The organism is Qipengyuania citrea, assembly GCF_024171405.1.
GTDB classification, from domain to species: domain Bacteria; phylum Pseudomonadota; class Alphaproteobacteria; order Sphingomonadales; family Sphingomonadaceae; genus Qipengyuania; species Qipengyuania profunda.
In genome coordinates, this window is record NZ_JALJZT010000002.1 from 2,549,570 (window position 1) to 2,571,159 (window position 21,590).

The following is a 21,590-nucleotide window of genomic DNA, read 5'->3' on the forward strand; positions in this document are numbered from 1 at the left end:
CTGCCTATCTCGCGCGCATGAGAAAGCTGTCCGTCGCCGTCCTGCAATTGCCGCTCGCCCGCCCCGAGCCGGCCGACAACATCGCCGCCGTGTCCGCGCTGGTGGAAGAAGCCGCGGGCAAGGGCGCGCAGGTCATCCTGCCGCCCGAACTGTTCGCGGGCGAGTATTTCTGCCGCATGGAAGAGGAAGAGCTGTTCGACCTCGCGCATCCCACGCTCGAAAGCCCGAGCGTGCAGGCGATGCAGGAACTGGCGGCCAAGCTCGGCGTGGCGATCCCGACCAGCTTCTTCGAACGCGACGGGCAGCACTATTACAACACGCTGGCGATGATCGGCCCCGATGGCAACATCATGGGGACCTATCGCAAGAGCCATATCCCCGACGGGCCCGGCTACGAAGAGAAGTACTATTTCCGCCCGGGCAATGACGGGTTCAAGGTGTGGGATGTGTTCGGCACGCGCATCGGCGTGGGGATCTGCTGGGACCAGTGGTATCCCGAATGCGCGCGGGTGATGGCGCTCAAGGGCGCCGAAGTGCTGTTCTATCCCACCGCCATCGGCTCCGAACCCTATGACGCCGATCTCGACACCAGTCGCATGTGGCGCCGTGCGATGATTGGCCATGCGGTGTCCAACTGCATGCCCGTCTGCGCCGCCAACCGGATCGGCCACGAAGGCCCCGCCGATCGCCAGCAGAGCTTCTACGGCCACAGTTTCATCAGCGATGAATGGGGCGATCTGGTCGCGGAATTCGGCGGGTCGAGCGAAGGCGTGCTGACCGCCACGCTCGATCTCGACCGCGCGCGCAAGCACCGGGCCGGAATGGGCTTCTTCCGCGACCGGCGGCCGCAGCTCTACGGGCGGATCAGCGAGGATATCTGAGCTTGGCTGCGGGCATCGACCAGGCACGGCTCGATGCGCTCTTCACCGCCGCGCTCGAAGCCGCGATCGCCCGGATCGAAAAGGACGGGACGTTCTTCCCGCTGGTGTTCGAATTGCGCGCCAATGGCGCGATCCAGAATGTCGCGGTGCTCGAGACGGGTGCCATCGAAGGCGCGCAGGGCGTGCTCGACCGGCTCGCCGATGTGATCCGCCCGCGCGCTGCCGACGGGACGATCCGCGCCGCCGCCATCGTTCGTCACCGCACCGACGCCGCGACGATCGAAGTCCGCTTGCGCGCGGCCAATTATGCCGCCGATGTGCTGGTCCCGTTCGAGATCGCGAGCAGCGGATTGCTCGGGCACCAGCGCCAGCTCACGCTCGGCAGCTTCACCGCGCGGCCTGCCGCCAACGAGCTGTTCTAGCTGCCCGCCAGTTCCTTCAGCACGATGCTCCAGTGGTCGAGCCCGGCATAAAAGGCATCGGCCCGCATCCGCTCGTTGAGGCCATGCGCATAGATGTCCTGCGGCCGGCTCGCACCTGCGCCAATGGCCACCGTATCGTAACCCAGCGCGCGGTAATGCATGCCGTCGGTGCCGCCCGAAGACATGGTCGGGATCATCGGGATCGCCTGCCCGAACCGCGCGGTGAGCGATTTGGCCAGCGCATCGCGGACCTCGTCGGGAAACGCGCTCATCGGGCTTTCGGTCGCTTCGGCGCGCTGCGTCACGGTGATCGCTTCATTGTCGATCGCCGTTTCCAGCGCGGCCTTGACCGATTCCACCCCTTCGCCCGGGAAGACCCGGCAATTGACGGCGGCGCTGGCCGATTGCGGTAACGCGTTCTCGGCATGGCCGGCGTCGAGCATGGTCGCCACGCAGGTCGTGCGCAGCGTGCCGACATAGCCCGGATCGGCGCTGATCAGCGCGATTGCCTCGTCATCGGCGGGATCGGCGGCGAAGGTCCGCATGGCCGCGCCAAGCTCGCCCGGAATGCTCTGGCCCAGCGCGCCGAAATAGCTGCGGGTCAGCTCGCTCTCGCGCACCGGAAATTGATGCTGCGCAATCCGCGTCAGCGCGCCCGCAAGGTCATAGATCGCATTGTCGCTGCGCGGGCGCGAGGAATGGCCGCCCGGATTGGTCGCGGTGACATCGAAAGTGACATAGGTTTTCTCGGCCAGCTGCACCTGCTGCGCGAGCGGTGAGAAATCGTCCGCCAGGCCGATTCCCCCGGCATCCGAGTTGAGGATATAGGCGGGATCGACATTGTCGGCGACCCAGCGGGCCTGCGCGCGGGTGGAGACCATGCCCGTTTCCTCGTCGCCCGAAAACACGAGATAGAGATCGCGGTTTGGTAGCCAGCCCTCTTCCTTCAGCCGGATGAAAGTGCCCGTGAGGTTGGCGACGCCATATTTGTTGTCCTGCGTCCCGCGGCCGAAGAAATAGCCTTCGTCCTCGACCAGCGTGAAGGGATCGCGCTCCCAGTCTTCGGGCAGGGCGTCGACCACGTCCATATGCGCGAGCATGACGATCGGCTTGGCATTCGCAGAACCGTCACCGCGATAGCGCACGACCAGCCCCTGCGTCGGATCGCCTTCGCTGTCGTAATCGGTGACCAGCACATCCTCGTCGGCAAAGCCCGCTGCCGCCAGGCGGCCGGTAAGATAGGCGACCATCTCGTCCATCTGCCCGTGACCTGCCGCCGTGCGGAAGGCGATGATATCGCGGTAGATGTCGTAAACGCGCTGCTCATGCGCAGTCAGGTCGCGCGGCGCATGATCGTCCGCCGCTGCCTGCCCTGCCATGGCCAGCGCCCCAGCCGCCACGATTGCCTTGATCTTCATCTACCTGCCGCTCCCGATTGGCTCTTGTCGGCGGGGACGCTAGGGCGGGCACATGGGCGAGGCAAGCGAGCATCAATATCTGGTCGCGCTCGGCTCGAACTGCCGGGTGTCCGGCGTGGGCGCGCCGCGCGCGGTGCTGGCGGCGGCAGTGGCGGCGCTGGCCGAAAGCGGCTGGGGGGTCGAGGCGGTCGCGCGCGTGATCGACAGCGCGCCGGTCGGTCCTTCGCTGCGGCGCTATGCCAATGGCGCGGCGATCATCACGGGCGATCTCGCGCCGCCCGACGCGCTAGAGAATCTGCAGGATATCGAGCGCGCCTTCGGCCGCAACCGGCGCGGACAGCGCTGGCGCTCGCGCACGCTCGATCTCGATATTGTGCTGTGGAGCGGCGGGGCCTGGCATACCGGCGAGCTGGCGATCCCGCACCCCCTGTTCCGGCAGCGCGCCTTCGTCCTGCGCCCTGCCGCCGAGATCGCGCCGCACTGGCACGATCCGGTGACGCATCTGACGGTGCGCCAGCTAGCCGCGGGGCTTTCCTGAGCGCAGGCGCGGTATCGGCCGCATCACCGGCTTGACCACCCGCGACAGCGCCCCTAGGTGGCACGCCGTGGTCGGGCCGTTAGCTCAGTCGGTAGAGCAACTGACTTTTAATCAGTAGGTCGCTGGTTCGAACCCAGCACGGCTCACCACATTGTATTTCGCCCCGAGGCCGGTGCGCCGGCACCTCTAGTCCGGAGCCATTATCCATGAAAACCCGCGCTGCAGTCGCCTTCGCCCCCAAGCAACCGCTCGAAATCGTCGAGCTCGACCTGGAAGGGCCCAAGGCAGGCGAGGTGCTGGTCGAGATCATGGCCACCGGCATCTGCCACACCGATGCCTACACGCTCGACGGGCTCGATTCCGAAGGCCTTTTCCCCAGCGTGCTCGGCCATGAAGGCGCGGGCATCGTGCGCGAAGTCGGTGCGGGCGTCACCAGCGTATCGCCCGGCGATCATGTGATCCCGCTCTACACGCCCGAATGCCGCCAGTGTAAATCGTGCCTCAGCGGCAAGACCAATCTGTGCACTGCGATCCGCGCGACGCAGGGCAAGGGGCTGATGCCCGACGGGACCACGCGCTTCTCCTACAAGGGCGAGCCGATCTTCCATTACATGGGCTGCTCGACCTTTTCGAACTTCACCGTGCTGCCCGAAATCGCGGTCGCCAAGATCCGCGAAGACGCGCCGTTCCAGTCCAGCTGCTATATCGGCTGCGGGGTCACCACCGGCGTCGGCGCGGTGACCAACACTGCCAAGGTGCAGGTGGGCGACAATGTCGTCGTGTTCGGCCTCGGCGGGATCGGCCTCAACGTGATCCAGGGCGCGCGGCTGTCGGGCGCGGGCATGATCATCGGGATCGACATCAATTCCGACCGCGAGGAATGGGGCCGCAAGTTCGGCATGACCCACTTCCTCAACACCAAGGGCATGAGCCGCGACGAGGTCGTCGCCAAGGTGGTCGAAATGACCGATGGCGGCGCCGATTACACCTTCGACTGCACCGGCAATACCGAGGTCATGCGGACCGCGCTCGAGGCCTGCCATCGCGGCTGGGGCACCAGCATCGTCATCGGCGTGGCCGAAGCGGGCAAGGAAATTGCCACCCGCCCGTTCCAGCTGGTGACCGGGCGCAACTGGCGCGGCACCGCGTTCGGCGGCGCGCGCGGACGCACCGATGTGCCCAAGATCGTCGACTGGTACATGGACGGCAAGATCGAGATCGACCCGATGATCACCCATGTCCTGTCGCTCGAGGAAATCAACAAGGGCTTCGACCTGATGCATGCCGGGGAAAGCATCCGCAGCGTGGTGGTTTTCTGATGGGCGGCAAGATTTACCCCGATGCCGCGGCAGCGCTCGACGGCGTGCTGCGCGATGACATGCTCATCGCCAGCGGCGGCTTCGGCCTGTGCGGCATTCCCGAACGCCTGCTGACCGCGATCCGCGACAGCGGCGTGAAGGGGCTGACCTTCGCCAGCAACAATGCGGGCATCGACAATGAAGGCATCGGCATGCTGCTGCGCACCCAGCAGGTGAAAAAGATGATCTCCTCCTATGTCGGCGAGAACAAGGAATTCGAACGCCAGTTCCTTTCGGGCGAGCTCGAGGTCGAGTTCTGCCCGCAGGGCACGCTCGCCGAACGCATGCGCGCCGGCGGCGCGGGCATTCCCGGCTTCTACACCAAGACCGGCGTCGGCACGCAGGTCGCCGAAGGCAAGGAAGCCAAGGCCTTCGACGGCGAGGACTATATCCTCGAACGGGGCATCTTCGCCGACCTCGCCATCGTCAAGGCATGGAAGGCGGATGAAACCGGCAACCTCGTGTTCCGCAAGACCGCGCGCAATTTCAACCAGCCCGCGGCAACCTGCGGCAAGGTCTGCGTGGTCGAGGTCGAAGAGATCGTGCCCACCGGCAGCCTCGACCCCGACTGCATCCACCTGCCGGGCGTCTACGTCCAGCGGATGATCGTGGGCGCGCCCTACGACAAGAAGATCGAATTCGAGACCACGCGCGAAAGGGAGAGCGCCTGATGCCCCAGGAAGCAGCAGGCTGGGACCGCAACCAGATGGCGGCCCGCGCCGCGCAGGAATTGCGCGACGGCTATTACGTCAATCTGGGGATTGGCATTCCCACGCTGGTCGCCAACCACATTCCGCAAGGCATGCATGTCACGCTGCAGAGCGAGAACGGCATGCTTGGTATCGGGCCGTTCCCTTATCCCGACGAAGTCGACGCCGACCTGATCAATGCGGGCAAGCAGACCATCAGCGAACTGCCGCACAGCGCCTATTTCGACAGCGCGGCCAGCTTCGCCATGATTCGCGGCGGGCATATCGACCTGACCGTGCTGGGCGCGATGGAAGTGGCCCAGAACGGCGATATCGCCAACTGGATGATCCCGGGCAAGATGATCAAGGGCATGGGCGGCGCGATGGACCTCGTCGCGGGCGTCAAGCAGATCATCGTGGTGATGGACCACACCGCCAAGGACGGCTGCCCCAAGTTCATTCCCGAATGCACGCTGCCGCTGACCGGGCAGAACGTGGTCGACATGATCGTCACCAATCTGGCGGTATTCCAGCGGCCCGACCATGACAGTGCCTTCCGGCTGGTCGAACTGGCGCCGGGCGTGACGGCGGACGAAATCGCCGCGAAGACGACCGCGAAATACGAGGTCGCGCTATGACCACGGCGGGCACGCTCGAGACGGTATCGGAAAATTGCAGCCATGGCGGCGTGCAGGGCGTCTACCGCCATGCATCGGCCAGCACCGGCACGCAGATGACCTTCTCGGTCTTCGTCCCGCCGCATGCAGACGGCGCGAAGCTGCCCGTGCTGTGGTTCCTGTCGGGGCTGACCTGCACCCACGCCAATGTCACCGAGAAGGGCGAATTCCGCGCTGCCTGCGCCGAGCACGGGGTCATCTTCGTCGCGCCCGACACCTCGCCCCGCGGTGAGGACGTACCCGATGACGAGGCCTATGATTTCGGGCAGGGCGCGGGCTTCTATGTCGATGCGACGCAGGCGCCCTGGGCGCAGCATTTCCGGATGCGTAGCTATATCGAACAGGAACTGCCCGCGCTGCTGGCCGAGCATTTCCCCGCGGACATGCAGCGGCAGGCGATCAGCGGCCATTCGATGGGCGGCCACGGCGCGCTGACCATCGGGCTGCGCAATCCCGACCGCTTCCGTTCGATCAGCGCCTTCTCGCCGATCGTCAGCCCGCTGAACTGCCCGTGGGGCGACAAGGCGCTGGGCGGCTATCTGGGCGATGACCGCAGCGACTGGCGCGAATACGATGCCTGCGCGCTGATCGAAGACGGTGCGCGCCATGCGAACCTGCTGGTCGACCAGGGCACGGCGGACAATTTCCTCGAGGAACAGCTCAAGACCGATCTGCTGGTCGATGCCTGCAAATCCGCCGACATGGCGGCGGACATCCGCATGCAGGAGGGTTACGACCATTCCTATTACTTCATCTCGAGCTTCATGGCCGAGCATGTCGGCTGGCATGCGCGGCATTTGCAGGGCTGAACGCTGGGCGGGATAGATTTGCGCCCGCCATGCGTTGGGGCAGCATGATACTCGACACTCCCTGGCCGGATACCATCGCCCGCGGCGTATTGCTGGCAATTGCCGCCATCATCTGGGTGGTGGTGCTGATCCGCCTCAACGGGCTGCGCTCGCTGTCCAAGATGACCAATTTCGACTTCGTGATGACGATCGCGCTCGGCAGTCTCATCGCGGGTGCGGCGCAGGCGAGCGACTGGAAAGCCTTCGCCCAGGCCATGGTCGCAATGGCGGGCCTGTTCCTCGTCCAGGCGACGTCGGCGCGGCTGCGCAAGACCTCCGACCATGTCGAGGACCTGATGCAGAACGATCCGGTCTTCCTGATGCGCGACGGCAAGTTCTGCGACGATGCGCTGACGTACACGCGTGTCGCCAAGAGCGATCTGGTCGCCAAGCTGCGCGAAGCCAATGTGCTCGATCTGGGACAGGTCCGGGCAGTGGTGCTCGAGACCACCGGCGATGTGTCGGTGCTGCACGGCGACCATCTCGAGGAGACGATCGTCGAGAAAGTGAAGCGCGTCTAGCGGCGGTCCAGCCAGCGGGCGAAGGCAACCCCGCCGGTAATCAGGAACGGCACCAGCACCAGGCTGAGCACGACCTTGGCGATGATCTGCCCGATCATCAGATTGGTGATCGCGAACTGGCCATAGAAGGCGAGCGTGATGAAGATCACCGAATCGATCGCCTGGCTCAGCGCCGAGGCAATCGCCCCGCGCGCCATCAGCGACAGCGTCGATGCGCCTTCGGACGATCCGCGCAGGCGCGAGAATATCCACACATTGAGCAGCAGCGAAACGATATAGGCGGCCGGGCCTGCCAGCCACACGCGCCACAGCGTCGCATGCACGCGCTCGAACGCGGCGAGGTCGTCCCCGCGGAACTGCGACATCTCGGTCGAGGCAGGGAGCGAGAGCACCAGTTGCATGAGCAGCGAGGCCACCAGCAGCGGGATGAACCCCCACCACACGATCCGGTTGGCCAGCTTCTCGCCATAGAGCTGCGCCATCGTGCTCGAGATGACGACCAGCAGGAGGAAGGCGAAAATGCCCGATTCCACCGCCAGATCGGTCGGCCACAACTGCACCTGCTTGAAGGCCAGCACGCCCGCCAGCACCGTCATCCCGCCATAGAGCAGCGTGTAGACGAACTGCCCCAGCGGCATGGCGGCAGCGGCGAGACGGGTCTCGTTGGCGGGTTCGGTCATCACACGGCCTCGACAAGTTTGGTGGACGGCGAGGCCGTCTGCGGGTCCCGAAAATTGACTATTGCGGCAGCGCGCGCAAGACAGCGACCGATTTCATCCGCAATTAGTCCTCCCCGAAGGGAACCCGATGTCGCCCATCCTGATCAATCTCGTCGGTATCGTGGCGATCCTGCTGCTCGCCTTCCTGCTGTCGACGGGCAAGCGCCGTATCAGCCTGCGCGTGGTCGGGGCCGCCTTTGCGCTGCAGGCGCTGATGGCGCTGCTGGTGCTGCGGACACCCTTTGGCGTGCAACTGATCCAGTCGCTGTCCAACGGGGTGATCGCGCTGCTCGACTACTCCAAGGTCGGGATCGAGGCGGTGTTCGGGCCGATGGGGGCCAATCCCTTCACCAACACCTTCGTCATCGCCGCCTTGCCGGTGATCGTGTTCTTCGCGGCGATCGTGTCGATCCTCTACCACTGGGGCATCATGCAGCGGCTGGTGCGCTGGGTCGGCGGCGCGATCGGCTGGATCACCGGCATCAGCAAGGTCGAGGCGCTGGGTAGCGCGGCCAATATCTTCGTCGGCCAGTCGGAAAGCCCGCTGGTGGTGCGTCCCTATCTCGCCGCGCTGACCCCCAGCCGGCTGTTCACACTGATGAGCGTAGGGATGGCGGGCGTGGCGGGGACCATCCTCGCCGCCTATGCCAGCTTCATCGGCGCCGAAGCGGTGCCCTTCCTGCTTGCCGCGGCCTTCATGTCCGCCCCCGGCGGCATCCTGATGGCCAAGATCATCATGCCCGACGACCAGAGCGACCTGGCCCGCGATGCCGCGCAAATGTCCGGCGTCGATCCCGAAGGCGAGATCGTGCTGCCCAAGAGCCGGATCAGCGCCGAAGGCCCCGCCGCGCTGACCGAAGGCGGCAAGGCGCATGAAGTCGAAGTCGCCGAGACCTTCGAGGAAGGCCACAAGCCCGCCAATATCATCGAAGCCGCCGCGCAGGGGACGCAGACCGGCGTGAAGCTCGCCGTGGCGGTTGGCGCGATGGTGATGGTCTTCGTCGCGCTGGTCGCGCTCGCCAATGGCATCCTCGGCGGTATCGGCGGCTGGTTCGGCTATCCCGATGTCAGTTTCCAGCAATTGCTCGGACTGGTGTTTGCGCCGGTGATGTATCTGATCGGCATTCCATGGGAGCAGGCCGGTGCCGCGGGCGGATTGTTCGGCACCAAGATCGTGCTCAACGAATTCGTCGCCTTTATCGAACTGGGCGCAATGGACGCCAGCGTGCTGACCGATCGCAGCCGCGCGATCGTCACCTTCGCGCTGTGCGGCTTTGCCAATTTCAGCTCGATCGCGATTCAGATGGCCGTGACCGGCGGGCTGGCACCCAACCAGCGCCCAGTCATCGCCAAGCTCGGCCTGCGCGCGCTCGCGGCGGGCAGTCTCGCCAATCTGATGAGCGCGGCGCTGGCGGGACTCTTCCTGCCGTATTAGAGGGCGCAGCCATTATGACCGATTCGAACACCGATATCGCGGTCGTGTCGCTGGCACAGCCGCTCGACTCCATCGCCGCCGAACTGGGCCGCAGCTTCGAGGAATACGGCTTCGCCGTCGTCCGCGACCACGGCATCCCGCAGGAATTGATCGACCGCGCCGAAACGCTGGCGAAGCAGTTCTTCGCGCTCCCCGACGCGGTCAAGCGCGCCTATCACATCCCCGGCGGCGGCGGCGCGCGCGGCTATACCCCTTTCGGGACCGAGAAGGCGAAGGACGCCAAGGTCCACGACCTCAAGGAATTCTGGCACGTCGGGCGCGAGCTGCCCGCAGGTCATCCGCTGGCCGAGTTCATGGCCGACAATGTCTGGCCGTCCGAGGTCGAGGGCTTTCGCGAGACCTTCTCCGGACTCTACGCCGCCTTCGAGGAAGCCGGTGGCCGCGTGCTCGAGGGCATCGCGCTGCATCTCGGGCTCGACCGCGGCTTCTTCGCGCCCACGGTCGAGGACGGCAATTCGGTGATGCGCCTGCTGCGCTACCCGCCGCTCGAGGGCGCGGAGGCCGAGGGCGCGATTCGCGCCGCCGCGCATGGCGACATCAACACGATCACGCTGTTGCTCGGCGCGGAGGAGGCGGGGCTCGAACTGCTGACCGCGCAGGGTGAATGGAAAGCGGTTGCGCCGCCCGAGGGGGCGCTGGTGGTCAATGTCGGCGACATGCTCGACCGGCTGACCAACGGCAAGCTGCGCTCGACCACGCACCGGGTGGTGAATCCGCGCGGGGAAGCGGCCTATCGCGCGCGCTACTCGATGCCGTTCTTCCTCCACTTCCGCCCCGATTACGTGATCGAGACGCTGCCCTCGTGCATCGACCCGGCGCAGCCCGAAAAGCGGCCCGAGCCGATTTCGAGTCATGAATTCCTGCTCCAGCGCCTGCGCGAGATCAATCTGGCCTGAGGCCCCGCCGCATTCGGCGAGCGTTGTATTTATGCATCGGTTCCGGAAAGAATCGGATTTGTTGCCTTTTTGCAACTAGCCTAAGTCGCAGAAATCCAAGCAAATTTTATTGCGCTGCAGCGAAACGTCTCGCAGGTGCAATACATGTCTTGATCATGTCATAAAAAGATCGCTTTGGCGCAACGTCCTCCCCGCAAAGGGAGCTGGCTTTGACGTACCAGCCTACTTTTAACGAGACGAAGGGATCCTCTCGATGAAGTTCAAATATCTCCTGGCCGCATCGGTGGTCAGCACCGCCAGTGCAATGGTCGCCGCCCCGGCCGCCGCACAGTCGACCGGTTCGGTCGATTTCGACGACTCGGTCATCATCGTTTCAGGTGCTCGCACCACCGGCGTCGGCGGTGTCGACATGCCCAACACGCCGAAGGCGAAACAGGTTCTGGGCGAGGAAATCATCCGCCGCCAGCGCCCCGGCCAGACGGTCAACGACATCGTCAACCTGGTTCCGGGTGTCAGCTTCCAGAACAACGATCCCTGGGGTTCGTCGGGCGGTAGCTTCACCATCCGCGGTTTCGACGACAGCCGCATCTCGCAGACGCTCGACGGCCTGCCGCTGAACGACTCGGGCAACTATGCGCTCTACACCAACCAGCAGGTCGATCCCGAAGTTCTCGAATCGATCAGCGTCAACCTCGGCATGACCGACGTCGACAGCCCGACCGCTTCGGCCGTCGGTGGCACGATCAACATCCGTACGCGCGAGCCGGCCGACGATTTCGGCGTCACCATGACGCTGACCGCCGGCGACATCTTCGCCGAGGGCAACAATGCGAACTACGACCGCAGCCGTCTCTATGGCCGCGGCTTTGTGATGATCGATACCGGCGACATCACCGGCATGGGCACCAAGGCTTTCGCCTCGGCCAGCTTCACGCGCTACAACAACCCGTTCAACAATTACGGCGTGGTCGAGAAGCAGCAGTATAACGGCCGCATCTGGCAGGACATCGGCGACAATGGCGATTTCGTTGCCATTGCCGGTCACTACAACCAGAACCGCAACAATTTCTTCGGTTCGGTTCCGCTCCGCGTCGATCCGGACTTCGAGCCCGGTTCGGGCTTCACCAACCGTTTCCCGGCGACCAAGGAAGAACGGTTCTACGAAATCAACTATCCCTGCACCGTCGAGGGCCCGACCCCGGGCACTGCCGGCAGCGACAACAATTGCGGTGCCGAATTCGATCGCCGCTTCAATCCGTCGAACACCGGCAACATCCGCGGTTCGTCGCGCTTCACGCTGGCTGACGGCCTGATCCTGACGGTCGATCCGAGCTACCAGTACGTCAAGGCCAATGGCGGCGGTGACGAAGAACTGCTCGAAGGCACGCGTGATGTCGGCGGCGTCGACATGACCGGCTTCATCGGCGGCCGTTACTACTTCGGTCGCGACCTCAACGGCGACGGCGACACGCTCGACGAAGTCACGGGTCACGATCCGAGCCAGACCCGCACGCGCCGGTTCGGCGTGATTGCCAACCTGGCTTACGAGATCAACGACGATCACCGCGTTCGCCTGAGCTACACCTATGACGATGCCAACCACCGTCAGACGGGCCAGACCTCGGTCGCTCTCGCCAATGGCGAAATCGCGGATGTCTTCCCGATCAATAACCCGTTGGCCACTGCGGACGGCTTCGTGCTCAACAAGCGCGATCGCCAGTCCTATGCGACGCTGCACAAGGTTGCGGGTGAATATCGTGGTCGCTTCTTCGACGACTTCACCGCAGTCCTCGGTCTCAGCGTGCCCTTCTACAAGCGCGACCTGAACCAGTTCTGCTACACCACCTCGGCCAGCGGTTTCCTCGACTGCGTCGGCGGTGTGAGCGCTGCATACGAAGCCGCCAACCCCTATGTGACCGACCCCAACACCGGTGAAGTCATCAGCGGTTCGGCTCCGCCGCAGTCGCGTGAATACAATTACGACAAGCTGCTGCCGAACGTCGGCTTCACCTATGAATTCGGTGATGCATCGTTCTTCGGCAACTACGGCAAGGGTCTTTCGGTCCCGGGTACGGACGAGCTCTACGACTCGATCTACTTCCCCGATGTCGAAAGCGCGCGTCCGGTGGCCGAAACCACCGACAGCTTCGACCTTGGCCTGCGTTTCCAGAATGGCGACCTTCAGGCGCAGCTGGTCGGCTGGTACACGCGGTACAACAATCGCCGTGCAACCGCCTACGATCCGATCCTCGACGAAACGATCACCCGTAACCTGGGTGTCGTCGACAAGTACGGCATCGATGCCTCGGTGGCTTACAGCCCCACCCCGAACACGCTGCTCTATGTCTTCGGTTCGCTCAACGAATCGGAAATCCGCGACAACGTGCAGCTGGACGCGGGCGAATTCGCCCAGACTGCCGGCAAGCGTGAAAGCGGCGCACCGACCTTCACGGTTGGCGCACGTGGCCAGTACAACTTCGGCCCGGCAGAACTCGGCGTGCAGGTCAAGCACACCGGCAAGCGCTACGTGAACGACGAAAACCTCCCGCGCGATCCGCAGGGCTTCGTCGGCGAAAGCGTCGGCTTCCCGGCGACCGTCGACAGCTACACGCTGGTGGATATCGACCTGCGTGTTCGCCTTGGCGAATACTTCAACGGTCGCGATGCCGCGGTGCAGTTCAACATCACCAACCTGTTCGACGAGCTCTATGTCGGCGGCTTCGGTGGCGGCCTCACCTCGGGCGATCTGCCCTTCGTGCAGATGGGTCCGCCGCGGGCAGCCAGCGTTTCGCTGATCCTCGGCTACTAAGATAACCGGCATGGGGCTCGGCCCCATGTGCAGACTACGGGGCGGTCCTCCTTCGGGAGGGCCGCCCTTTTTCCATGCCGCTGGACCCGGTCGGGCGGCTTTGCCATGATCGCCCGATGGCCGAACCCGCGACCCGCTATGCGCAGACCAAGAAGCGCCTCAATCCCTGGGTGATCGCGCTGATCGCGCTGATCCACCTCGGCCTGTTCTACCTGCTGGCGCGCGCATTGGCGCCGACCGCCGTCTCCGGGGTGGAGCGCTCGGTGGTCTCGGCCTTCACCGTCACGGTATCCACGCCCGAAGAAGAACCCGAACCGACCGAGCCCGAGCCCGAAGGCGCGCAAGGCGATCCGGGGCGCGAGGCGGTGCCCGATGCGGTCACCGCGCCCGAGCCCGAGCGGCGCATGCGCGAGGATCCGCCGGCACCGCGTGCCTCCTCCACCGGGACGGCAAATACCGCCGGCGCGACCGATCAGGGGCAGGGCACCGGCCGGTCCGGGTCGGGCGAGGGTACGGGCAGCGGCGAAGGCGGCGGCGGCCAGGGCGGGGGGGCGGCGACCAAGCCGGTGCTGACGCGCGCGATTACCGATGCAAGCGCCTTTCCCGTTCCGCCGGGCGGACGCCAGGCGCGGATCGGCCAGTCGGTCATCGTCAGGCTGACCGTGTCGGCGCAGGGGCGCGCGACGCGCTGCAGCATCTACCGGCCCAGCCCGTTCCCCGAAACCGATGCGGCGGTCTGCCGCCTCGCGCTCGACCAGTTGCGCTTCGAACCGGCGCGCGATGCGAGTGGCAACCCGGTTGCCGCGACGTTCCACTACCAGCAGCGCTTCTTCAACTAGCCGCGCCGCACGGGCCGCGGGGTCAGTCGTCCTTGTCGTAGCTGCCGATCACTTCGACCAGCTCGTCCTTGCCGTAAGGCTTGGTCAGCAGGCCCGATGCGCCCAGTTCTTCGAGCCGGTCCTGCATTTCGCCATAGCCCGTCGCCAGCCAGAACGGCACGCCCATCTCCCTGAGCCTGGCGGCGATCGGCTCGCTGTTTTCCTTGCCCAGATTGTAGTCTAGAATGGCCAGTTCGGGCTGGCTCTTCGTCAATGCGTCGAGCGCCGCTGCGACCGAGCTTTCGATCCGCACGGTCCCGATCCCGAGTTCCTTGAGGCAATCTTCCGCATCGAGCGCGATGATCATGCTGTCTTCGACCAGCAGCACACTGGCGGGCAGGTTTTCCAACCGGGCGTCCTTCTTCGGCTTGGCCGCTGCGCTCTTTTCGCCATCGCGCGAACGCCATTCGACATAGCGCGCGGGGATGCAGAACCGGGCCTCGACACCCTCCAAGCGGTAATTGATCTCGGCGGTGCCATCGAGTTCGTAGGGGATCGAGCGTTCGGTGATCGTGCTGCCGAACCCGCGGCGGCTGGGCGGCTTGACCGGAGGCCCGCCGCTTTCGCGCCATTGCGCGCAGAAATTGTCCTCGGAGTCGCGGGTCACTTCCACCTCAAGCTTGCCCGATTGATCGCTAAGCGAGCCATATTTAGCCGAATTGGTTATCATCTCGTGGATCACGAGCGCCATCACCGTATAGGCTTCGGGCGCGATCATCGCTTCGGGGCCGCGCAGGTCGAGCCGGTCCCGGCTCGCTGAAAGATAGGCATTGGCCTCGGTCTCGATCAGCTCCGAGAAGGGCGCGTGCGACCAATTGCCCTTGGTGATGTTGTCATGCGCCGACGCAAGCGAGGCGACCCGGCCCGCGACGATTTCGACGAAACTCTCGATATCGCGCGCATCGCCCTTGGACTGGTTGATCAGCCCGCGGATCAGGTTAAGGATATTGCGTACGCGGTGGTTGAGCTCCGCGATCAGCAATTCCTGCTGCTGCTGCGCGCGGGCGCGTTCGGTCACCGCCTCGTCGGTCAGCCGCAGGATGATCTCGAGCAGCGTGACGCGCAGGCTCTCGGCAATTTCGATCTCGGCGCGCGACCATTTCTCGGCGCGGCCCTCGACCGTTTCGCGCCAGGCCTCGAAGCTCTTGCGCGGGGTCAGCCGGTCGCCATTGGGACCAGCCTCGACCGCCTTTTCGGGATTGCCGGCCCAGGTCACGGTCTGGGTGAGCGGCTTGCGCCACAGGATCAGGTAATCGCGCGGCGTGCGCGAGACCGGGATGACCAGCGCGCCCGTCGCCCGGTCGGCAAACCGGGCAGCGCGCGGGAGGCGTTCGGCAATCGCCTCGGTGGCGAGCAGCTTGCTGGTCGCGGTGCCGTTGAGATTGGCGACGATCGCACGGAATTCTTCCTCATTGGGAGCAGAGCCGCGCGCGTCGTAAATGTCCTCGACGAAAATGCTCACCCCGTCATGCGGGATGACCTGCTGGATGACCGGTTCGATCATCGGCAGGCTGGCGGACAGCGGGGTACCAGCGACGACATCGCGCATCAGCCGGGTGTGGACCTCGCGCCCCATTTCGCGGCGATCCGCGCTCTGGCGGGCCAGCGTACGGTCGAGCGTCAGCGAGAAGAATTCGGAGAACAGCTCGGCTGCGGTGCGCTGCGAATAAGGGAGCAGTTTGGGGCCGTAATGATGGCAGGCGAACAGCCCCCACAGCTTCCCGCCGATAATGATCGAGATCGACAGCGAAGCGCCGACGCCCATGTTCTTGAGATATTCGATATGGATCGGCGAAACCGCGCGCAGCGTGCTCATGCTGAGGTCGAGCGGCTCGCCATCGAGTGACACGCCGGGTTCGACCGGGACCGGCTCGGCCTCGACATCGGCAATGATGCGGAAGCGGTTGCGGACATAAAGCGCGCGCGCCTGGTCGGGGATGTCCGAACGCGGATAGCGCAGGCCGTGGAATTTCTCGAGATCGTCGCGCGCGGCTTCGGCGATGACTTCGCCCGACAGATCCTCGCGGAAGCGATAGACCATGACGCGGTCGATCTGCAGCGCCAGCCGCAACTGGCGGGCGGCTTCGTCGACCAAGGGCTGCACTTCGGTATGCTTTTCCAGCCGGGTCATGATCGGCCGCAGAATGCTCAGCTGGCGGTTGAGATCGCCCGCCGCATGCGGTTCGATCTCGATCACCGTGTTCCCGTCCGAACTGTGCAGCGCACAATCGAACAGCGCGTCGGTGTCGAACAGCGCGAGACCGAACAGCCGTTCGACCTGGTCGGGCATGGTCAGCGCGGTGGCCGAACTGCGCAGTTGCTGCAATGCGGCGGGGGAGAGCAGCTGCGAGAGACGATCCCCGATTTCGACCGTGCGGCCGGCGCCGAACAGGGCTTCCAGATTGGTCGAGCGATGCGCGACGAACCAGTCGGAATTGACCGCGATAAGCGCGCCGAAACCCTGGATCCGGCCAAGCTGGTGAATCGGTTCGCGATCGCAATTGGAAAGATTGACGTCCTGCGGGTTCATTATGCGGCCTCGCGCGCGAGGCTGTCGGCCACGATCGCGTTAAAGTGGGAAAAGGTGGCTTGCGCCGCGTGCAAGGCGGCTTCGTCCATGGCGATGGAATGCGGTCGTTCGAGCGCGGGCAGCAGGCTTCGCCAATAGGTGGTCATGCCAATGTCGGACAGGAAATCGACCGGCCAGTCCACCTTGTTTTTCCTGAGCCGCGCGAGGATTGCGCGATTGCCCAGCGATGATCCCGCCAGCACCCAGCATACGCCCAGCGCGTCGCTACCCGCGGGAGGGGTGAAGGCCGGGGCATCTTCGGGGACCGCGCGTCCCAGCGCGGACATGTCCTGCGCCAGCAAATTGCTCTGGCATGGCGGCGGGGTCCCGCTGCCGGCCAGCCAGTCTTCGACGCCCACGCGCGCGCGGTACTGGATATCGAGAAACGCTGCATAATCGCGCGCATCGCCCGTCACCAGCGCGCCCAGCCGCGTATCGAGCCGGTCATGGCTCGCCGCAGTTCCGTTCTTGAGATAAGTCCTGGTGGAGCGACACGCCCCGTTTGCTACCGGCATTCGCTCGGCCTCGCTTCCCTACCGTCTTGCCCCATGTGGATCAGCCATGCATCCGCATCCGGATTCCTGATCCGCCCCAGTGCAGAGCGCTCCGCAAAGGAGATCGTTCCGCAGTCGGGAAAATTTCTCGGCGGCGCGGGCGAAATTACTTCGGCGCGATCAGTTTCTGGCCCTGCTTGCGGATCGCGCTGGCGACCATCGGTTCGACGAAGGACAGCGCGGGCGGCAGATTGACCTCGAACACCACCTGGTCGTCCTCGATGATCACGCAGCCGTCGACGCCCTGGCCCATGGCCCTGACCGCCAGGTCCATCCGGTCCTCGCTCGGCCAGCTGGTGGTGACGTCGGCCATGCCGCCGGGGATATACTGGGCGATCTCGTGGCTGTGTGACTGGAGGCGGCGTCGCACTTCTTCCTTGCCGAGGCTGTGGGAAATGGGAACGCGCATCAGTTCTTGTGCTCCAGTTGCGGGCTGGTCTGCGCCCCTTCGCCAAATTTGTAGTCGAGATAGCGGTGCTTGATCGCCAGATCGTCGAGCGAGCCTTCGGCCAGCTGCCGGGTGATCGAATCGATCTCGCCGCTGATCTTGCCGAGGCTGTCGGTCAGCTGCTGGTCCGGGGTCGCGCCGGCGCGTTCTTCCTTGCGCAGATGCGCCGGGATCCGCTGGTAGCTGTCGATCATCTGCGGCAATTGCTCGCCCACCAGGCTGCGCACTTCGCGCGCCTTGGGATGGTCCTGGTCGAGCCCTTCGAGCTGCAGGCCCAGCGCGTCGAGCTGGACGCCCATATCGCCGACGATCTGTGCCGCGGGCGGGGGCAGGGCGGGGCGCTGCGCTTCGAGCCACAGCTCGGTGCGGCCGACCATCTGCTGGACGTTGCCCTTGTTGATGTCGGCGCGCTTGGGCGTCTTGATCTTCGGATAACTGGAGAAGATTGCGGTAGCGATGGCCGTGGCGACAACCACAGCCATGACGCCCCAGAAACCGATGCCGCTGAAGATCGCCCCGGCAATTCCGGCTCCCACCCAGATGACGGCCACCGCGATCAGGAGGTTGCGCACCTTTTGCATCAAGTGGTCGCGCTTGGCCTTGGCCGATCCCTGCCCGATCGAGGGCGCGCGCCGGTGGCGGCCGCCCTCGCGGTTGTCGCGCACCAGCGCCTTGCTCTCGGACAATATGCGGTCGCTGTCGCGGGTGAGGTCGTTCACGATGCCGCCCTCAGCCCTCGATGCTCAGCAGGCTGCTTTCGGCGACCTGCTTCTGCGCCTGTGACTGGCCTTCGGCGCGCGCGATGTAGCCCTTCGACTTCTCGACCTCGTCGGTCAGCAGCGTGACCGTCTGCTTCATGCTGTCGAGCGCGCGCAGCTTGAAGCTGTCGACCTCGTCCATCGTGTCGTAGATGTTCTGGAAGGCGCGTTGCAGCGTTTCCAGCGGGATCGTGCTCGCCGCGGCCTGTTCGTGGATCTTGCCGGTCTGGTCGCGCAGCAGCGTGCTGGTGCTGTCGATGATGCCCGCAGTGGTTTCGTTGAGCGCGGTGATCTGGCCCAGCACGAGGCGCTGGTTGGTCATCGCCTCGGCCACGGTCACTGCCGTGCGCAGCGCGCCGACGGTGGTGGTGCTGGCGCGGTCGACACCCTTCACCAGCTCGACATTGTTCTTCTTCACCAAATCGAGCGCAAGATAGCCCTGCACGCTCACCGCCATCTGGGTGAGCAAATCCTGCGTGCGCTGGCGGACATAGAACAGCGCGGTTTCGCGCACCGCCTTGGCCTTGGCCGGATCGGTCGCATCGAGTTCGGCGGCCTTTTCCTCCAGCTTCGCGTCGAGCGAGTTGGAGATGTGGATCATCTGTTCCAGATTGCCCATCGCCTCCCACAATTTCTGCCGTTCGACGTCGATCGCGGCATTGTCCATGATCAGCTCGTCCTTGCCGCTGGCGAGGTTGTTGAGGATCGACTGGATATGCGTCTGCGCGCTCTGGTAGCTGCGGAAGTAATTGGTCAGCTTGTTGCCGAAGGGAATGATGCCGAGGATCTTGCGCGGACCCGACAGCTTGCCGCGCTTGCCCGGGTCGAGGTCCTCGACCACGCGGCGCAATTCGGAAAGATTGGCGCCGACGCCTTCGTCCTTGTCCATCGCGCGCACCGGGCGGTCGAGGAAGCGGTTCGACATGCCCGCCGCGGCCATGATTTCCTTGCGGCCCATATTGGTCAGCTGGTCGACCTTCTTGCCGAATTCGGGAGAATTCGCATCCTCGGCGATCAGATCGGCGACGAAGCCGTCGACCTTGGTCTGCAGCTTGCTCTTCACCTCTTCCGAAACCGGGACGAGGCCCGCAGCCTTCTCCGGCTTGACCTCGGGCACGGGATCGGGCGGCGTGAGGTCGAAGGCGGTTTCGGTGGCAGTTGCGGTCGGCGTTTTCGTATCGCTCATGGGCGCAGATCTCTCCAAGCGGCTATAATCCTGTATTAGGGTGGCAATACACGATCTTCAAGCGCGCAGTCGCGCGGCGCGCCGATAGTGCCGCGCCGATGGCGCGAAGCGCAAGGCAATTCTGCCGGTGGTCCGTCGCGCGGAGGGCCGCGTTGGCGCAGGCCTCAGGCGGCGAGGTCGAGCGGGACGATTTCGCCTGCAAGATACTGTTTTTTCGCCTTGGCCCGGCTGAGCTTGCCCGAACTGGTGCGCGGCAGCGTGCGCGGCGGGACCAGCTCGACCACGCAGCTCATCCCGGTGACGCCGCGGACCTTGTCGGCGATCTGGTCGCGCAGCTTGATCCGCTCGACCGGGTCGGACACGCGGCAGTGCACCAGCACCGCGGGGGCTTCCTCGCCCGCCTCGGTATCGATCGAGAAGGCCGCGATGTCGCCATGGTTGAAGCCCGGCAATTGTTCGACCGCCCATTCGATGTCCTGCGGCCACAGGTTCTTGCCGTTGATGATGATCATGTCCTTGGCGCGGCCGACGATGAACAGATAGCCATCGCCCATGTAGCCCATGTCGCCCGTGTCGAGCCAGACGTCCCCATTGTCCTTGGCGACGAGGCAGTCGGTGGTCGCTTCCTCGTTGCGGAAATAGGAGTGCATCACGCTCTTCCCGCGGCACCAGACCTTGCCGATCTGGTGGTCGCCGCGAAGCTGGTCGTTCTCGCCGCGGATCTCGACTTCCATGCCGGGGATCGGCTTGCCGCAATTGACGATGGCGCGGTAGCGCGCGGGCTTGGACAGGTCGCGCGGGCGGCCAGAGAGGCGTTCCTCCTCGACCAGTTCGACGCGGATCCCTTCGCCCGGCGGCATCACCGTGACCGCCAGCGTCGCTTCGGCGAGGCCGTAGCTGGGATTGAAACTGTTCGCCTGGAAGCCCGCGCCGGCGAAGGCGTTCACGAAGTTCTGCATCACGTCGGGGCGGATCATGTCCGCGCCATTGCCCGCGACGCGCCAGCGCGACAGGTCGAAGCGGTCGGCCACGCTGCTCTGGCTGGAAATCCGGCGGGCGCAGATGTCGTAGCCGAAGGTCGGCGAATAGCTCAGCGTGGTGCCATGGTTGCGGCTGATCAGGTCGAGCCAGGCCAGCGGGCGGCGCGCGAAATGTTCGGTGCGCAGGTAATCGACCGATACCTGGTTGGCGACCAGCGACAGGAAGCAGCCGACCAGCCCCATGTCGTGATACCACGGCAGCCAGCTGACCACGCGGTCGTTCATGCCGATTTCCATCGATTCGGCATGACCGCGCAAATTGTGCAGCAGCGCTTCATGCGTGACCGCGACCCCGGTCGGGAAGCGGGTCGAACCCGAGGAATATTGCAGGTAGCAAATATCTTCGGGCTGCGCTTCGGGCAGGTCGACCGGCGGCGCCGGGCGCTGCGCGAAATCGTCCCAGCTTTCGCCGCCGCAACCCTGCCGGTCGGCCGCGGCCTTGGCCATTTCGGCAATTTCGCCGGGATAGATCAGAATCGTCGGGTCCGCGCTCTTCAACTGGACCGAAAGCTGCTCGATATAGCTTTCCTTGCCGCCGAAGGTCGTCGGCAGCGGCAGCGGCACCGGCCAGGCGCCCATCAGCGTGCAGGCGCAGAACAGTGCGGCGAACTCGGGGCTGGTCTCGGCCACCAGCGCGACGCGGTCTTCCTTGCCGATCCCCATCGCCACGAGCCGGTAAGCCGCTTCAAGCGCATCCTCGCGCATTTGCGCATAGGGATAGACGCGTTCGAGCGTCCCGCGCATGTCGTGGAAATTGAGACCCTTATCGCTGCGCGCAGCGTAGTCGATGGCCTCGTTGAAGGTCGCGAAATCGGAACGGCGACGCGGTAGGTCGCAGTCGTTCGGCGTCGGCGTCAGTACGGCGTCGGTCATAATTATCGGCGAT

20 protein-coding genes and 1 tRNA gene are annotated in these 21,590 nt (G+C 64.9%); 13 read left to right on the forward strand and 8 right to left on the reverse strand.

From position 1 onward, the window contains the following. Positions 1-17 precede the first annotated feature (17 nt). Positions 18-881, forward strand: coding sequence for an N-carbamoylputrescine amidase (gene aguB / locus J2S32_RS13365; RefSeq protein ID WP_253522122.1), 864 nt, complete (start codon positions 18-20; stop codon positions 879-881). Positions 882-883: 2 nt separating this feature from the next. After that, positions 884-1,303 (forward strand): hypothetical protein, encoded by a 420-nt coding sequence (locus tag J2S32_RS13370; RefSeq protein ID WP_253522123.1) that lies wholly within the window; start codon positions 884-886, stop codon positions 1,301-1,303. On the opposite strand, the gene J2S32_RS13375 is transcribed toward J2S32_RS13370, so the two are convergent. Next, the gene (locus J2S32_RS13375; protein ID WP_253522124.1) at positions 1,300-2,721 is read right to left on the reverse strand and encodes a M20/M25/M40 family metallo-hydrolase; all 1,422 of its coding nucleotides are present in this window, start codon (positions 2,719-2,721) and stop codon (positions 1,300-1,302) included. The genes J2S32_RS13370 and J2S32_RS13375 overlap by 4 nt on opposite strands. A gap of 52 nt (positions 2,722-2,773) precedes the next feature. Here J2S32_RS13375 and folK point away from each other — a divergent pair, with 52 nt between their 5' ends. The 7 genes from folK to J2S32_RS13410 all read left to right on the forward strand — a co-directional run bounded on the left by folK (position 2,774) and on the right by J2S32_RS13410 (position 7,352). Continuing rightward, positions 2,774-3,259, forward strand: coding sequence for a 2-amino-4-hydroxy-6-hydroxymethyldihydropteridine diphosphokinase (gene folK / locus J2S32_RS13380; protein ID WP_253522125.1), 486 nt, complete (start codon positions 2,774-2,776; stop codon positions 3,257-3,259). A 73-nt stretch (positions 3,260-3,332) separates the two neighbouring features. Beyond that, a tRNA-Lys gene (locus J2S32_RS13385) sits at positions 3,333-3,408 on the forward strand. A gap of 57 nt (positions 3,409-3,465) precedes the next feature. Next, positions 3,466-4,578, forward strand: coding sequence for an S-(hydroxymethyl)glutathione dehydrogenase/class III alcohol dehydrogenase (locus J2S32_RS13390; protein ID WP_253522126.1), 1,113 nt, complete (start codon positions 3,466-3,468; stop codon positions 4,576-4,578). After that, entirely contained in the window at positions 4,578-5,288 is a 711-nt protein-coding gene (locus J2S32_RS13395; protein ID WP_253522127.1) for a CoA transferase subunit A, read from the forward strand. The genes J2S32_RS13390 and J2S32_RS13395 overlap by 1 nt, the downstream gene beginning before the upstream one ends. Continuing rightward, complete coding sequence (locus J2S32_RS13400; protein ID WP_253522129.1) at positions 5,288-5,944, forward strand: CoA transferase subunit B; 657 nt, start codon at positions 5,288-5,290, stop codon at positions 5,942-5,944. Before J2S32_RS13395 ends, J2S32_RS13400 begins: the two co-directional genes overlap by 1 nt. Beyond that, positions 5,941-6,792 (forward strand): S-formylglutathione hydrolase, encoded by an 852-nt coding sequence (gene fghA, locus J2S32_RS13405; RefSeq protein WP_253522131.1) that lies wholly within the window; start codon positions 5,941-5,943, stop codon positions 6,790-6,792. The genes J2S32_RS13400 and fghA overlap by 4 nt, the downstream gene beginning before the upstream one ends. A gap of 44 nt (positions 6,793-6,836) precedes the next feature. Beyond that, positions 6,837-7,352: a DUF421 domain-containing protein gene (locus J2S32_RS13410; RefSeq protein ID WP_253522133.1), complete on the forward strand. Its 516-nt coding sequence runs from the start codon at positions 6,837-6,839 to the stop codon at positions 7,350-7,352. Here the strand turns inward: J2S32_RS13410 and J2S32_RS13415 are convergent. Further along, a complete protein-coding gene (locus J2S32_RS13415) occupies positions 7,349-8,032 on the reverse strand; it encodes a queuosine precursor transporter (protein ID WP_253522135.1) in 684 nt (227 codons plus the stop codon). The genes J2S32_RS13410 and J2S32_RS13415 overlap by 4 nt on opposite strands. A 127-nt stretch (positions 8,033-8,159) precedes the next feature. On the opposite strand from J2S32_RS13415, the gene J2S32_RS13420 reads away from it, so the two are divergent. The 4 genes from J2S32_RS13420 to J2S32_RS15770 all read left to right on the forward strand — a co-directional run bounded on the left by J2S32_RS13420 (position 8,160) and on the right by J2S32_RS15770 (position 14,110). Continuing rightward, the gene (locus J2S32_RS13420) at positions 8,160-9,506 is read left to right on the forward strand and encodes a NupC/NupG family nucleoside CNT transporter (protein WP_253522137.1); all 1,347 of its coding nucleotides are present in this window, start codon (positions 8,160-8,162) and stop codon (positions 9,504-9,506) included. Positions 9,507-9,520: 14 nt separating this feature from the next. Further along, complete coding sequence (locus tag J2S32_RS13425) at positions 9,521-10,462, forward strand: isopenicillin N synthase family dioxygenase (RefSeq protein ID WP_253522138.1); 942 nt, start codon at positions 9,521-9,523, stop codon at positions 10,460-10,462. 253 nt (positions 10,463-10,715) lie between these two features. After that, positions 10,716-13,271, forward strand: coding sequence for a TonB-dependent receptor (locus J2S32_RS13430; protein WP_253522139.1), 2,556 nt, complete (start codon positions 10,716-10,718; stop codon positions 13,269-13,271). Positions 13,272-13,387: 116 nt separating this feature from the next. Next, positions 13,388-14,110 carry a TonB family protein gene (locus tag J2S32_RS15770; RefSeq protein WP_301298947.1) on the forward strand — a complete coding sequence of 241 codons (723 nt, stop codon included), beginning with the start codon at positions 13,388-13,390 and terminating at the stop codon, positions 14,108-14,110. A 22-nt stretch (positions 14,111-14,132) separates the two neighbouring features. Here J2S32_RS15770 and J2S32_RS13440 read toward each other — a convergent pair whose 3' ends face one another. The 6 genes from J2S32_RS13440 to J2S32_RS13465 form a co-directional block, all read right to left on the reverse strand. Continuing rightward, positions 14,133-16,679: an HWE histidine kinase domain-containing protein gene (locus J2S32_RS13440; protein WP_253522140.1), complete on the reverse strand. Its 2,547-nt coding sequence runs from the start codon at positions 16,677-16,679 to the stop codon at positions 14,133-14,135. Further along, on the reverse strand, positions 16,679-17,233 hold the full coding sequence (locus J2S32_RS13445) for a biliverdin-producing heme oxygenase (protein ID WP_253522141.1): 555 nt from the start codon (positions 17,231-17,233) through the stop codon (positions 16,679-16,681). The genes J2S32_RS13440 and J2S32_RS13445 overlap by 1 nt, the downstream gene beginning before the upstream one ends. A gap of 145 nt (positions 17,234-17,378) precedes the next feature. Continuing rightward, on the reverse strand, positions 17,379-17,681 hold the full coding sequence (locus J2S32_RS13450) for a polyhydroxyalkanoic acid system family protein (protein WP_253522142.1): 303 nt from the start codon (positions 17,679-17,681) through the stop codon (positions 17,379-17,381). Beyond that, entirely contained in the window at positions 17,681-18,439 is a 759-nt protein-coding gene (locus J2S32_RS13455; protein WP_253522143.1) for a hypothetical protein, read from the reverse strand. The genes J2S32_RS13450 and J2S32_RS13455 overlap by 1 nt, the downstream gene beginning before the upstream one ends. Before the next feature lie 10 nt (positions 18,440-18,449). Beyond that, positions 18,450-19,664 (reverse strand): toxic anion resistance protein, encoded by a 1,215-nt coding sequence (locus tag J2S32_RS13460; RefSeq protein ID WP_253522145.1) that lies wholly within the window; start codon positions 19,662-19,664, stop codon positions 18,450-18,452. A 164-nt stretch (positions 19,665-19,828) separates the two neighbouring features. Beyond that, positions 19,829-21,577: a fatty acyl-AMP ligase gene (locus J2S32_RS13465; protein ID WP_253522146.1), complete on the reverse strand. Its 1,749-nt coding sequence runs from the start codon at positions 21,575-21,577 to the stop codon at positions 19,829-19,831. Between the last annotated feature and the right edge of the window lie 13 nt (positions 21,578-21,590).